Genomic DNA, 13,906 nt, shown 5'->3' on the forward strand with positions numbered 1-13,906 from the left:
TCCCGCGCCGGAATCACCGCCGGCCGACGCCACGCCGTAGAGGTTTCCGTCGGGATCGGCGGTCAATCCCGCAAAAGGCTGGGATCCGTCGCTTCCGTTGGTGAACGAGTAGAGCACCTGGAGCGAGCCGGCTCCCCCGCCCGAGGGAAGCCGGAATACGGAACCCTGACTCGAATCTCCGCCGAAAGGAGAGGTGCCGAAGAGAGCGCCCTCCGCGTCGACGAGGAGCGGAGATTGCGGCTGGATCGCATCGATTCCCGTGAAGCCGTAGAGAACCGAGAAAGAATCGGCGTTCACGCATACGGCGACGGAAAGCGCCGCCGCGAGACCGGCGATCCGGAGCCTCCCGGAGAGTCCCGACATCCTCAGTACTCTCCTAACCGCGGGGGCGGCCGGAATGTTTCGCCATGCCTTCATGGAGCCTCGATCCGATACGGATATCCGGGGGCGCCGGGATCCTTCCCGTCGACTCGGAGAGGCCTCGTCGCCGGGGCGCTCCGGTCGAGCTCGCTCGAAAGAAGGAAGGCGAGCGCATCGGGACCGCGGGCGAGAAACCGCCGAACCTCCTCCGCCGGGCCGATCACGCGCGGCGCGGATTCGGCGTCGCCGCGAAAGAGGATTCCGAGCCACAGGCGCGAAAAATCGATCTCCGGCATCTCGGCGACGCGCTCGTAGAAGAAGCGCCCCGCCGCCGTCGAGCCCGGCCGCACCGCCAGCACGATCCGCCGCCCGTCGGGCCAGCGGGTCGTCTGGCCGAGCCAGATTCGCCGGAGCTCGGCCGACGTCATCGAGGGCGCGGGGCGGCCGGTCCCCGCGAAGAAGAGAAGCTCCTCTTTCGCCGGCGCTCCCGCGGACGCCCGGGCGGCCGCGAGCACGATCAGGACGAGGGCGAGCCGCCTCATCAGAACGCCACGGCGACCTGAACGCGGGCCCGGCGTTCCTCCTCCGCATGGGGCGCCCGCTGCGACTGGTAGTCGAACTTGAAGACCAGATGCGATGCCGCGTCCCAGCGGACGCCCGCCGACCACGCCCGCTGGTCGGGGACGTCGGAGAGGTAGGGCTCCTCGTTGGCGACGTCGAGACGGTCGAGGAGCGCGTACGGGCGGAGCGACTCGAGCGCCCCGCCCAGCCGCCACGAAGCGAGGGCGTACCACCCGGTCGTGAGATGCGTCACGCCGTCGAGGCGATGCTCCATTCGTCCCCACTCTCCCCGCAGCTCGAGCGCCCCGCGGACGAAGCTGGTCGAGAGCGTCTCGTCGATTTCCCGGTAAGTTCCTTCGGGCGCCGGGATGCGGTCGACGAACGCGGCTCCCCCGATCGTCCAGCCGGGAACGCCGGCCGGCGCGAACGCGATCGAGGCGATCCCGGCGGGCGAAGCGGCGCCCGCGAAGGTCACGTCGTCGCGGGTCATTCCGCGTCCCGCGCCGATACCGGCGCCGTAACGGAAGCCGGCGGTTCCCGGCGCGTTCCCCGACGCCCATGCGCCGATCATGTGGAGCGGCCAGGCCCCGCCCTGCTCCGAACGCCGGGCCATCGACGGCACGTCGACGGGGGTCTGGAGGAACCGCGGGACCTGCTCGCGCTCGTTCCATTCGATGATCCCGCTGTTGACCTCGCCGGCCTGGAGACGGAGCGCGTCCGATCGGCTCCACGCGAGATAGAGGCGCTCGAGATCGACCTCGACGGAGTGCTTCCCCGGCTGGTCCTCGCTCGATCCGCGCTCGATGCGCTGAAAGAGCAGCTCCGCGAGCGCGGACCAGTTCTCGGAGAACCGCGCTTCCGCGTACGGGTCGATTTCGCCGAACGAGAACGTGGTCGCGTGCGAGGAGAGCGAATACTCGACGCTGCCGTCCGCGAAGATGCCGGGCCGCAACGTCGGATAAGATGACTGCGCCGCCGCGACGCGGGCTCCGGCGAGGGCCGCAAGCATCAGGACGGGCACCCGGAAACGGCGGCGAGGGCTCATGGACATCCTCCCCAGTCGAGCATCGCGGAGTGTACCGGTGGACGCGGATATTCATCCGGCGTTCATCCGGCGCCGTTAGTCTCTCCCGATGCGAATCCTCCTCGTCGAAGACGACCCCCAGATGGCGCGGATCATCCGGCGCGGACTCGCCGAGAACGCCTATGCCGTCGACGCCGTCTCGACGGGAGAAGACGCGCTCTACCGCGCCGGGCTCGCCGACTACGACCCGATCGTCCTCGACGTGATGATTCCCCCTCCGGACGGGCTCGAGGTGTGCCGGCGACTCCGGGCGGAAGGCTCGGCGGTGCCGATCCTGATGCTGACGGCCCGCGACGCCGTCGCGGACCGCGTGGGCGGCCTCGACGCGGGCGCCGACGACTACCTGATCAAGCCGTTCCAGTTCGACGAGCTCCTCGCGAGGCTCCGCGCGCTGCTCCGCCGCCGCGGGGCGCCCGAGGCGCCCGTCGTCTCCGTCGGCCCGCTCGAGCTCGACACCCGTTCTCATCGCGTCCGGCTGGAGGGACAGCCGATCGCGCTCACGACGAAGGAATACGCGCTCCTCGAATATCTCGCGCGGAACGCCGGACGGATCGTCGGGCGCGCCGAGATCGCCGATCACGTCTGGGACGAGGAGTTCGATCCCTTCTCCAATCTCATCGAGGTCTACGTCAACCGCCTCCGCCGGAACCTCGAAAAGGTGACGCCGCGCAAGCTGATCCACACGGTTCGCGGCGCCGGTTACATGCTGGAGGATGCCGGGAACTGACGTGGCCCCGACCGTGCGCGCCCGCCTGACTCTCTGGTACTGCGCCGTTCTCGGCGCCGTCCTCGCCGCGTTCGCGGGCGTGAGCTACTTCGCGATCGCGCGCGCGATCCGCGCCGAGAACGACGCGTCGCTCGCCGATACCGGCCACGAGCTCTCGGCGGCGTTCGAGCGGCTCGCGCTCGACGAAAGCGGACTCGCGCGGACCGTGCGGCTCGACTTCCGCTACAGCGACCGGGCGCTCTTCGTGTTCGATTCCACCGGCCGGCTCGCCGCCTCTTCGAGGTCCCGCGAGATCTCGGAGGCCGACCGGGATGCGCTCGCCCGGCGGGTCGCGGCGGGCGCGCGGGGCGCGTTCACGATTCGGGGCGCGTCCGCCGGCGGCGGCGTCCGGGCGTTCGCTTTTCCCGTCACGGTCGTCTCGACTTCCTTCGTCGCCGTGGTGGCCCGCAACCTCGACGATCAGAGCCGGCGTCTCCGGGCCGCGGCCGCCGCCCTGTTCTCCGGAATCCCCCTCGCGATCCTCGCCGCGGGAGCGGGCGGATACGTTCTCGCCCGAAAGAGCCTCTCTCCCGTCCTTCGGATGAGCCGGCAGGCGCGGCGGATCGGCGCGTCCAGCCTCGGCGAACGGATCGTGGTCGACAACCCGCGCGACGAGCTCGGAACGCTCGCGGAGACGCTGAACGAGCTCCTCGCCCGCCTCGAAGCCGCGTTCGCGTCGCAGCGCCGCTTCATGGCCGACGCCTCCCACGAGCTCCGGACGCCGCTCGCGATCCTCCAGGCCGAGTCGGACGTGGCGCTCTCCCGCCCCGAGCGTTCCCCGGAGGAGTACCGGGAAGCGCTCGAGGTCGTGCAGAAGACCTCGCGGAAGCTCTCGCAGATCGTCGAGGACCTCTTCCTCGTGTCCCGGACCGATGCGGGCGACTACCCCGTCCGGCGCTCGCGTTTCTATCTCGACGAGACGATCGCGGGCGCGGCGCGCGCGATGCGGAGGAGGGCGGAAGCGCGCGGCGTCCGGATCGAGGTGGTCCCGACTCCCGAGCGGCTGGTCTGGGCCGACGAGGAGCTGATCCACCGGCTCGCGATCAACCTCATCGACAACGCGGTCAAGCACACGCGCGAGGGCGGATGCGTGCGCGTGGACCTTTCCGGCGAGGGCGGCGTGACCTCGATCCGGGTGACCGACGAAGGCGCCGGCGTTCCTCTCTCGGAGCGGGACCGGATCTTCGAACGCTTCTATCGGGGCGAGAAGACCGACGGCTCGGGCGCGGGGCTCGGTCTCGCGATCGTCCGCTCGATCGCGCAGCTCCACGGCGGAGACGCGCGCCTCGCCGACAGCTCTCCGGCGGGGAGCACGTTCGTGGCCGAGCTCCGCATCGCGCCCGACGCGGCCTGACCGCCGCCGCGTACATCCTGGGTTTAGGTCGGGACCGCTAGCTTTCCGCGCGTGCCGCCGCGCCCGAGCCGCTCTCCCCGGACGATCCGTTCGCGCCTCCCCGCGATCGCCGCGCTGATCCTCGCGCTCCTTCCGATCCGCGCCGGACGGACGGAATCCGCGCGCCGTCCGCGCCTTCCGCCGGCGAGCCGCCTCGCATGCCGCTCTGCCCCGAAAGGAGACTTCCGCCCGTGAGCCGATTTCACCGTGTCCTGCCGGCCGTCGCGGCGTTCGGCGTTCTCCTGCCGCCCCTGCTCGCCGCGCGAAGCGCTCCGGCGGCTGACCCGCCGGCCTCGACGGCGGCGGCCGCCCCGACGCTCGACGATCTCGTCGTCGAGGATCTGGAAGGGAAGCGCGTGTCGCTCGAGCCGTACCGGGGAAAGGTGGTCGTCCTGGATTTCTGGGCGACGTGGTGCGCCCCGTGCCGCGGGGCCTTCCGTTTCTTCGATGCGCTGCAGGCGCGGCACGCCGCACGCGGCCTGACCGTCCTCGGACTGACGCTCGAGGAGAACGCCGGGACGATCGCCGGCTATCTCGACACCGTCGAAGCGGACTTCCCGATCGTCCGCGATCCCACCGGCGCGGCCGGAACGCGATTCGGGGTCGAAGCCATGCCGACGACGTTCGTCTTCGACCGGCGCGGACGTCTGGCGGCCCGATTCGAAGGGAGCGGCGACGACGTCCACGCGCGGATCGAACGGACGGTCGAGACGCTGCTCGCGGGCGGAAGGGTCGCGCCGAGCGCCGGGGTCCGCGTCGCGGCCGGCCTCCGGGAAACCGGCGCCGTCAAGGCGTGGCAGCGAACCTGGCTCGCCGATCCGATCATGAGCCTCGAGGGGGACGTTCTCTCGCGGATGCTCCACGAGCACGTCCACGCGAGCAAGGAGGGGGCGGCGGGCGACGGAGGCCCTTCCGGCGGCGGCTGTGGCTGCAACTGACCGGCGAGGGCGGCGAAAACGCCGGTCGCGCCGGCGGCCGATGCCGTGGATCGCGGCCGGGCTCGGCACGCTCGCCGGCGGCCCGGCGCGCGCGCAGTCGTTCCTCGATTCCCGCATCCTCTTCTACAAGGAGCCCGACGGCCGCACCCAGGTGATCAACCCGGTGCTCTTCCTCCAGCAGGACCTGGGGTCCCGCTGGGGGCAGCTCGGCGTGACCCTGGGCTACGACGCGATCTCGGGCGCTTCGCCGACCGGGGCTTACCCGACCTCGGACGTCACGACCTCGGCGTCGGGACATCTCATCCGGAGCGGAACCTTTCCGAGCGCCGAGTACCGCGACGAGCGCAAATCGGCGGCGCTCTCCTGGGGACGGAAGTTCGGCGCGCACCTCCCGGTCATCGACTTCTCGTACGCGAAGGAGAACGACTATCTCGCGCGGAGCTTCGGCCTCTCCGATTCCTGGACGATGGCGCACGGCCTCGGGACGCTGCACTACGGCGTCTCCTTCTCGCGGGACGTCGTCTCTCCCGTGACCACTCGCGTCGACCACCCGAAGAACGAGAACGGCTACTCGCTCGGATGGACGCAGGTGCTGGGCGAGCGCGACGTGCTCGACGTCTCCGCCTCGCTCATGCAGCTCTCGGGCTACCTGACCGATCCCTACAAGGTCGTTCCGATCGGCGATCCGGCGGCGGGCGTGACGGTCCCGGAAAACCGGCCCGACACGCGGTCGCGCCGCGCGTTCTTCGTCAAGTACGCGCATGCGTACACCTGGAACGGCGCCCTCCGCGCCACGTACCGCTACTACGACGATTCGTGGGGGATCCGGGCGCACACGCTCGAGCTCGCGTACGGCCAGCGCATCGAGCCCGGCTGGATCGTCACGCCCGAGGCGAGGCTCTACACGCAATCCCGCGCGTCGTTTTCCGGCGGGTCGTTCCCCGTCGCGCAGGAGTTCATGTCGGCCGACTACCGGCTCTCCGCGTTCGGGAGCGTTCTCGGCGGGCTCACGATCTCGAAGGACATCACGCCCGCGCTCTCGGCCCTGATCGCCGGCACGATCCAGTCCCAGCGCGGCCGCGACCGGGTCGTCCCCATCCCGACTTCCGCCGAGGCGGAGGGAGGGGGGTCGATCTCGGCCGCCGACATGGTGATCTGGACCGCGACCGCCGGATTCACGCTCCGCTTTTGACTCCCTCTCTCTCGCTGGCCGCCTATACGCTCCGTTTCCCGTTGATGGGCGGCTCGGCCTCGGTCGAGTTCGTCGCGGATTCGGGGGACGCGGAGGCGGAACGCGTCGCCCGCGCCGTCGAAACGGAGGCGCGCCGGATCGAGACGAAGTTCTCCCGCTACCGGGAGGCGAGCGTCGTCTCGGAGATCAACCGGAACGCCGGACGCACCCCGGTCGCCGTCGACGAAGAGACGGACATGCTCGTCGGCTCCGCGCTCGCGCTCGCGCGGTCGACCGGTGGCCGTTTCGATCCCACCGTCGGCCCGCTCCGCCGCGCCTGGGATTTCCGGAGCGGCCGGGTTCCGACACCCGAAGAAATCGGCGCGCTCCTCCCCCTGGTCGACGCCGGCGCGGTCTCGCTCCGGAACCGGACCGTCTTCCTGCGCCGCGAGGGGATGGAGATCGATCTCGGGGGCGTCGGCAAGGAATACGCGGTCGACCGGGCGGCCGACATCCTGCGCCGGGCCGGCGTCCGCGCCGGCACCGTCGACTTCGCGGGGGACGTGAGCACCGTCGGGAGCCGCCTCGACGGACGGCCCTGGTCGGTCGCCGTGCGCGACCCCCGGGATCCGGGAAGCGCGCGATTCACCGTGCGGGTCGTGGGCGACGCGGGGGTCGCGACGTCGGGAGACTACGAGCGAGGCTTCGTCCGGGACGGCGTCCGCTATCACCACATCCTCGATGCGACGACCGGATGGCCGGCGCGGGGAGCGGCCTCGGTGACCGTCGTCGCGCGCTCGACCTTCGACGCGGGCCGGCACGCGACCGCCGCCTTCCTGCTCGGCCCTGAGGCGGGCGTCGAACTCCTGGAGCGCGCTTCCGGCGTCGAAGGAGCGGTCATCACCGAGGAGGGCGAAGTCCTCGCGACCCGCGGGATGGCGCACCTCTCCGACCTTCCCGGCAGCGCGTACTCGGCCTGCCCTGCGCTCTGAGATTCCCGCGGGTCCGATCGGATTCCTCTTGCATTTATTCTCCTTTCATCTCACCTTCTCCAGACTCGAGCCATGTGCGGCATCGCGGGATGGATCGACGACGAGCCGATCGACGGCGAGATCCTCCGGAGGATGACGCGGACGCTCGCCCATCGCGGGCCCGACGGCGAAGGCGTCGCGCTCTTCGCCGGCGGCACGGCCGGTTTCGGCCATCGCCGCCTGGCGATCCTCGATCTGGCGGAAACCGGCGACCAGCCGCTCGAGCTCCAGGGACACCACCTCGTCGAAAACGGAGAGATCTACAACTTCCGGGAGCTCCGCCGCGCGGATCGCCGTCCCGACCTCCCCTACCGGGGGACGGGCGACGCCGAAGTGCTCCTCCACGCGCTCGTCGCCCGCGGGCGCGCGGCGCTCGATTCGCTCGAAGGGATGTTCGCGTTCGCCTACTTCGACCCGCGCGACCGGTCGCTCCTCCTCGCCCGCGACCGGATCGGGATCAAGCCCCTCTACTATTTCGAGAAGGGAAGCACGTTCCTCTTCGCCTCGGAACCGAAAGCGCTCCTCGTGCACCCGGAGGTCTCGGCCGAGGTCGATCCCGAAGCGCTCGGCGATTACCTCTCCTACGGCTACGTGCCGTTCGACCGCGGAATCTTCCGCGGCGTCCGGAAGCTCCCCGCCGGCCATGCGCTCCTCCGGGTGGACGGCAGGACGACGGTCTTCCCCTACTGGGAACCCGAGCCGGTCGTGCTCGGAGCGGACGCTCCGGAGGAGCTTCGCGCGGTGCTCCGCCGCGCCGTGACCTCGCACACGGTGTCCGACGTCCCCGTCGGCGCGTTCCTGTCGGGCGGCCTCGACTCGAGCAGCGTCACGGCGCTGCTCCAGGAGGCTTCGTCCGAGCCGGTTTCGACCTTCACGGTCGCCTACCGCGGCGGCGGGCAGGAGGACATGCGCTACGCGGAGATCGCGGCCCGTCGCTTCGGCACGCGACACGAGGCGCAGGAGCTCACGCTCGGGGACATCGGAGAGGAGATCGACGGGGTCCTCGGCTCGTTCGACGAGCCGGTCAGCGACGCGACGTCGCTCGCGGTCTTCCATCTCTCCCGGCTCGCGCGATCGCGCGCGAAGGTCGTCCTTTCGGGAGACGGCGGCGACGAGATCTTCGGGGGCTACGGCTGGCACGAGAGCTCGCTCGCCTACGACGTCCGGCGTCGGCAGGTCGCCGGGCTGCTTCCGCTCTTCGGCTGGGCCGACCGCCGCCTCCTCGCGCCGCTGCGGGGGAGCGTCTGGGCCGCGCGCGCCGAGGGGCTCCGAAAATTCGTCTCCGCGGACGCGGTCGACCGCTACTTCGCGCTGCGCGGCTTCTTCACGCGCGAGGAGCGGCGCGCGATGTTCGATCGGTCGCTCGTCGCCGACGATCCCGCGTGGCTGTTCCGCCGCTTCTACCGGGAGGACCTCCCGCCCGCCGCCCGCCTCTGCCACATCGACCTGAAGACGTATCTGCCCGACAACAACCTGGCGCTCGTGGACCGCGCGTCGATGGCCCACGGACTCGAGGTCCGCGTTCCCCTGCTCGACCGGCGGGTCGTGGAGTTCGCGCTCTCGCTCGCCGACGAGCAGCTCGTGCGGCCGGGAGCGACGAAGATCCTCTTCCGGCGCGCGATCGCCCCGTGGCTTCCTCAGGAGATCCTCGACCGGCCCAAATACGGGTTCTCTCCCCCGTTCAAGCAGTGGGTCGCCGCCGATAACGGCCGGCCCGCCCTCGACCGGCTGAGACGCGGCGCGCTCGCCCGCGCCGGCATCGTGGACGTCCGGGGGCTCGAGCGTCGCATCGCCCGCGGAATGTCGAAGAGATGGAACAAGCTCTGGCTCCTCGTCGTGCTCGAGCAGTGGTACTCCCGGTGGATCGCCGGTGCGCAGGCCGAACGCGCGGCTGCCCTCGCATGAGAGGGCTCGTGGCCGCGGCGCTGATCGCCGCGGCGATCCCGGCGGCGGGACAGACGGCGGATTCCTCTCCGTCGCTGTCGGCGGCGCCCCCGCCGGTTGCTTCCCCGGCGCCCGACCTCGTCGTCGCGTCGCCCGGCGGGGTCCTTCCGGCCCTCGGCAACGAGGCCCGGAGATACGGCCGCGACACGCTCGGCCTCCTGACCGCGCCGCTGTCGTGGGACCGCCGGGACCGCGAGAAGGCGGCCGCGTTCGCGGTGATCCTCGGCGGGCTCTTCCTCGCGGACAAATCGATCGATCACCAGGCGACCGAGAGCCGGTCTTCGACGACCGACTCGGTCTCCAGCGCCACGACGCCCTTCGGCGCCGAGGGAGGGTTCGCCGTCTCGGCCGTGCTCGTAGCGGCCGGCCTGGCGTTCCACGATCCGGCCACCCGCGACATGGGGCGGGACGCTCTCGAGGCGGCGGTGATCGCCGGGCTCCTGGACAACGCGGTGAAGAGGATCTCCGGACGGGAACGTCCGATCAACTCGAACGGGCAGACCGTCTTCGAGCCCGGCTCGAGCAACGCCTCGTTCGCCTCCGGACACACGACCGTCGCGTTCGCGGTCGCCTCGGTGATCGCGGCGCGATCTCCCGGATGGGTCATCCCCGGAATCGCCTACACCGCGGCGACCCTCGTCGCCATGGACCGGATCAATTCGCGCGCCCACTTCGCGAGCGACGTCTTCGCGGGAGCGGTCCTCGGCACGGTCACGGGCCGCTGGCTCGTCCACCGGCACGAAGCGGAGGCGGAGGGGAGCCGCGCGACCGTCGAGCTCGTTCCCGAAGCGAACGGGATCGACGCGAGAATCCGATTTTGAGGGGCCGCGACGCCCCCGATCCGCCTGCTTCGCGCTCGCGCGCTTTCGTATAATCGAGACTCCGGCGAGGGAACGAAGAAATGCCTCTCCTCGACACATCGCCTTCCGAGCCCGAAGTCGCGACCGCGCTGCGTTCGGCGCGCGCGCGACTCCTCGCGATCCAGCGCGAGGACGGGCACTGGTGCGGCGAGCTCGAGGGGGACTCGATCCTCGAATCGGAATACGTCCTGACCCTCCACTTCCTCGGCCGGGCCGGAGAGAAGACGCGCAAGGCCGCGGCCTACATCCGCGGCAAGCAGCTCCCGGACGGCGGCTGGGCGATCTATCCGGGAGGCGGCCCCGAGGTGAGCGCCTCCGTGAAGGCGTACTTCGCCCTGAAGCTCGAAGGGGAGGACGCGCGGTCGGAGCCCATGCAGCGCGCGCGGCGCGCGATCGAGGCGCTCGGCGGACTCGACGCGTGCAATTCGTTCACGAAGATCTATCTGGCGATCTTCGGGCAGTACGACTGGGACCGCTGTCCCGCCGTGCCCCCCGAGCTCGTGCTGCTCCCGGACGCCTTTCCCCTGTCGATCTACCGGATGTCCTCCTGGTCGCGCGCGATCGTCGTTCCGCTCTCGATCATCTGGGCGAAGCGGCCGTCCCATCGCGTCCCCGACGCCGCGGGGCTCTCCGAGCTCGCCGGAGGCGCTCCCGCGCCGCGCCGCCCGACGGTGCGTTCGCGCCGCGAGAGATTCTGGCGGGCGGTCTTCGGCGGCCTCGACCGGAGCCTCAAGACGATCGAACGGGTCCGGTGGAAACCGCTTCGCGCCCGGGCGCTCGAGCGGGCGGCGGCGTGGACCGAGGAGCGCCTCGAAGACAGCGACGGCCTCGGCGCGATCTTTCCCCCGATCGTCAACACGATCTTCGCTTTGAGGGCGCTCGGCATCCCTTCCGACGACCCCCGGATCGCGTCGCAGGTCCGCGAGCTCGAGAGGCTCGAGATCGAGGAAGGAGGGGCGATCCGCGTCCAGCCCTGCTTCTCGGCCGTCTGGGACACGGCGCTCGCTCTGCAGGCGCTCCTCGAGTCCGGGTCGGACGCCGGCGACGAACGGGTGCTCTCGGGAGCGCGATGGCTGCTCGACCGGGAGGTGAGAGTCGCGGGAGACTGGGCGCGCCGCGTCCGGGGAACGCCGCCCGGCGGCTGGTTCTTCGAGTATCGGAACGCCTTCTACCCGGACACGGACGACACGGCCGAGGTGCTCGCCGCCCTCTCGCGGGTTCGCTTCGGCGATCCGGCGGAAGAGAGGCGCCGCCGCGACGCGCTCGTCCGCGGCCTCCGGTGGCAGCTCGCGATGCAGAACGCCGACGGGGGGTGGGGCGCGTTCGACCGCGGTTGCGACCACGACCTGCTGACGTTCGTCCCCTTCGCCGATCACAACGCGATGATCGACCCGAGCTGCGAGGACATCACGGGAAGGACGCTCGACGCGTTCGGCCGCCTGGGCGTCCCCCCCGACGAGCCGGCGGTCCGATCCGCGGTCCGATTCCTGCACGGGCGGCGCCACGCCGACGGGACCTGGTACGGCCGCTGGGGCTGCAACTACCTCTATGGAACGTGGCTCGCGCTCCGGGGACTGCGCCGGGCGGGCGAGCCGCCTTCCGGCCGCGTCTTCCAGGATGCCGCCGAATGGGTCGAGCGATGCCAGAACGGCGACGGAGGGTGGGGCGAGCTCCCTCTGTCGTACGACGATCCCGCGACGAAAGGGAACGGGCCGAGCACCCCCTCCCAGACGGCCTGGGCGCTCCTCACGCTCTTCTGCGCCGGGAGGTTCGACGGCGACGCGGTCCGCCGCGGCGTCGAGTACCTCGTCGAGCGGCAGCGGGAGGACGGTTCGTGGGAAGATCCCTTCTGGACCGGAACGGGATTCCCGAAGGTGTTCTATCTGAAGTACCACCTCTACGCGACGTTCTTCCCGCTCTGGGCGCTCGCGACGTACGAACGAGGAGAAGCGGCTTTCGCATGAGATTTCCCATCCACATCACGACCGACATGATCCAGCACCAGTTCCGGAACGCGGTGCGGGGCAACCGCCGCTTTCCGTTCGTGCTCATGCTCGAACCGCTCTACACGTGCAACCTGGCGTGCATCGGCTGCGCGACCGAGCGCCACACGGGCCGCATCCAGGACCGGCTGCCGCTGGCGAAATGCCTCGAGGCCGTCGAGACCTCGCGCGCGCCGGTCGTCTCGATCTGCGGCGGCGAGCCGACGATCTATCCGGAGCTTCCCGGCCTCGTCGCCGGCATCATCGAGCGGAAACGCCACATCTACCTCTGTACGAACGCGCTGCTCCTCGACCGGAAGGTGTTCGGAGTCATCCCGCCGCACAAGCGGCTGATGATCAACGTGCACCTCGACGGCATGCGCGAGACGCACGACCGCGTGTGCGACGCGCCCGGAACGTTCGACCGCGCGATCGAGATGGTCAAGGAAGGCACGCGCCTGGGCCATCACATGATGGCGAACATGACGATCTTCAAGGAGACCGACGTCGCCGAGGTCGAGGAGCTCTGCGATCTCCTGACGGGCCTCGGGGTCGAAGGGATGCTCGTCTCGCCGGGCTATCACTACGAATCGGTCGAGCGCGACATCTTCCTGACGCGATCGGAAATCCAGACGAAGTTCCGCCGGATCCTCGAGATCTCGAAGAAGTACCGGCTGACGTCGACCCCGATGTTCCTCGAATTCGCGGCGGGGCTGCGCGAATACAACTGCTCCCCGTGGAGCACCGTCACGTTCACTCCGCGCGGGTGGAAGGGACCGTGTTACCTCATCGGAAAGAGCTACACCTTCTCGTGGAGCGAATTCTGGGACGGGACGGACTGGGAGTACTGGGAATCGCGGCAGGACGAACTCTGCCAGAACTGCGCGATGCACTCCGGGTTCGAAGCGTCGGTCGTCAAGGAGCTGCCGAAGCACCCGGGGGACATGGTGCGGCTCGCCGCGTGGAACCTGCTCGGCTGACGCCGCGCCGCGCCGGCGCGCGGCGATGAACGCGCCCGACCTCGTCACCGGAGGAACCGGTTTCGTCGGCGCGCACGTCGTGCGGGCGCTTCTCGCGCGGGGGCGGGCGGTCCGGTGTCTCGTCCGGCCCGGGAGAGCGCTCGGGACCCTGGGGAGTCTTCCGGTCGAGATCGCCCGCGGCGACCTGCGCGACCCGGCGTCCCTCGCCCGCGCCGCCGCCGGAATCGACACCCTCTACCACTGCGCCGCCGACTACCGGCTCTGGAGCCGGGACCCGCGGGAGCTCTATGCCGCCAACGTCGACGGCACGGAAAACGCGCTTCGCGCGGCGGCCGAGGCGGGCGCGCGCCGGATCGTCCATACGAGCTCGGTCGCGACGCTCGCCGTCCGGGACGACGGCCATCCCGCCACCGAAAGCGACGCCGCGTCCGAAGACGCGGTCATCGGGCATTACAAGCGGAGCAAGGTGCGGGCGGAGAAGATCGCGCTGCGGCACGCCGCCGAAGGCGCGCCGGTCGTCGTCGTCAATCCATCGACTCCCGTGGGCGAGCTCGACGCGAAGCCGACGCCGACCGGCCGGATCATCGTCGATTTCCTCGCCGGAAGAATGCCGGCCTACGTCGACACCGGCCTGAACCTCGTCGACGTCCGCGACGTCGCGGCGGGCCACCTCCTCGCCGCCGAGAGGGGAAGGCCCGGAGAGCGCTACATCCTCGGGAACCGCGACATGACCCTCAAGGAGATCTTCGACGTTCTGGCGAGGATCAGCGGCGTCCCCGCTCCGAAGGTCCGGCTCCCCCACTGGATTCCGATCGCCGCGGCGGCCGTGGACACCT

The 13,906-nt window shown here is 70.6% G+C and carries 13 protein-coding genes; 10 read left to right on the forward strand and 3 right to left on the reverse strand.

Translation table 11 applies throughout. The features are described from left to right. The 3 genes from VFS34_09150 to VFS34_09160 all read right to left on the reverse strand — a co-directional run. The coding region (locus VFS34_09150; GenBank protein HET9794615.1) for a choice-of-anchor tandem repeat GloVer-containing protein at positions 1–363 on the reverse strand (363 nt) is incomplete at its 3' end. A 50-nt stretch (positions 364–413) separates the two neighbouring features. Then, the gene (locus VFS34_09155) at positions 414–902 is read right to left on the reverse strand and encodes a hypothetical protein (protein ID HET9794616.1); all 489 of its coding nucleotides are present in this window, start codon (positions 900–902) and stop codon (positions 414–416) included. Further along, positions 902–1,966 (reverse strand): hypothetical protein, encoded by a 1,065-nt coding sequence (locus tag VFS34_09160; GenBank protein HET9794617.1) that lies wholly within the window; start codon positions 1,964–1,966, stop codon positions 902–904. The genes VFS34_09155 and VFS34_09160 overlap by 1 nt, the downstream gene beginning before the upstream one ends. 88 nt (positions 1,967–2,054) lie before the next feature. On the opposite strand from VFS34_09160, the gene VFS34_09165 reads away from it, so the two are divergent. The 10 genes from VFS34_09165 to hpnA form a co-directional block, all read left to right on the forward strand. Continuing rightward, positions 2,055–2,732 (forward strand): response regulator transcription factor, encoded by a 678-nt coding sequence (locus tag VFS34_09165; protein HET9794618.1) that lies wholly within the window; start codon positions 2,055–2,057, stop codon positions 2,730–2,732. A 1-nt stretch (position 2,733) separates the two neighbouring features. Continuing rightward, positions 2,734–4,125: an ATP-binding protein gene (locus tag VFS34_09170; protein ID HET9794619.1), complete on the forward strand. Its 1,392-nt coding sequence runs from the start codon at positions 2,734–2,736 to the stop codon at positions 4,123–4,125. Positions 4,126–4,355: 230 nt separating this feature from the next. Then, complete coding sequence (locus tag VFS34_09175) at positions 4,356–5,102, forward strand: redoxin domain-containing protein (GenBank protein HET9794620.1); 747 nt, start codon at positions 4,356–4,358, stop codon at positions 5,100–5,102. Positions 5,103–5,142: 40 nt separating this feature from the next. Further along, positions 5,143–6,294 carry a DUF3570 domain-containing protein gene (locus tag VFS34_09180; protein HET9794621.1) on the forward strand — a complete coding sequence of 384 codons (1,152 nt, stop codon included), beginning with the start codon at positions 5,143–5,145 and terminating at the stop codon, positions 6,292–6,294. Beyond that, complete coding sequence (locus VFS34_09185) at positions 6,291–7,265, forward strand: FAD:protein FMN transferase (protein HET9794622.1); 975 nt, start codon at positions 6,291–6,293, stop codon at positions 7,263–7,265. Before VFS34_09180 ends, VFS34_09185 begins: the two co-directional genes overlap by 4 nt. A gap of 72 nt (positions 7,266–7,337) precedes the next feature. Next, the gene (gene asnB / locus VFS34_09190) at positions 7,338–9,209 is read left to right on the forward strand and encodes an asparagine synthase (glutamine-hydrolyzing) (protein HET9794623.1); all 1,872 of its coding nucleotides are present in this window, start codon (positions 7,338–7,340) and stop codon (positions 9,207–9,209) included. Continuing rightward, complete coding sequence (locus VFS34_09195) at positions 9,206–10,069, forward strand: phosphatase PAP2 family protein (protein ID HET9794624.1); 864 nt, start codon at positions 9,206–9,208, stop codon at positions 10,067–10,069. Before asnB ends, VFS34_09195 begins: the two co-directional genes overlap by 4 nt. An 80-nt stretch (positions 10,070–10,149) precedes the next feature. Next, entirely contained in the window at positions 10,150–12,072 is a 1,923-nt protein-coding gene (gene shc / locus VFS34_09200; protein ID HET9794625.1) for a squalene--hopene cyclase, read from the forward strand. Beyond that, positions 12,069–13,070, forward strand: coding sequence for an adenosyl-hopene transferase HpnH (hpnH, locus tag VFS34_09205; GenBank protein HET9794626.1), 1,002 nt, complete (start codon positions 12,069–12,071; stop codon positions 13,068–13,070). The genes shc and hpnH overlap by 4 nt, the downstream gene beginning before the upstream one ends. A gap of 25 nt (positions 13,071–13,095) precedes the next feature. After that, on the forward strand, positions 13,096–13,906 hold an 811-nt coding region (gene hpnA / locus VFS34_09210; protein HET9794627.1), incomplete at its 3' end, for a hopanoid-associated sugar epimerase.

Source organism: Thermoanaerobaculia bacterium (assembly GCA_035717485.1).
Taxonomy (GTDB): domain Bacteria; phylum Acidobacteriota; class Thermoanaerobaculia; order UBA5066; family DATFVB01; genus DATFVB01.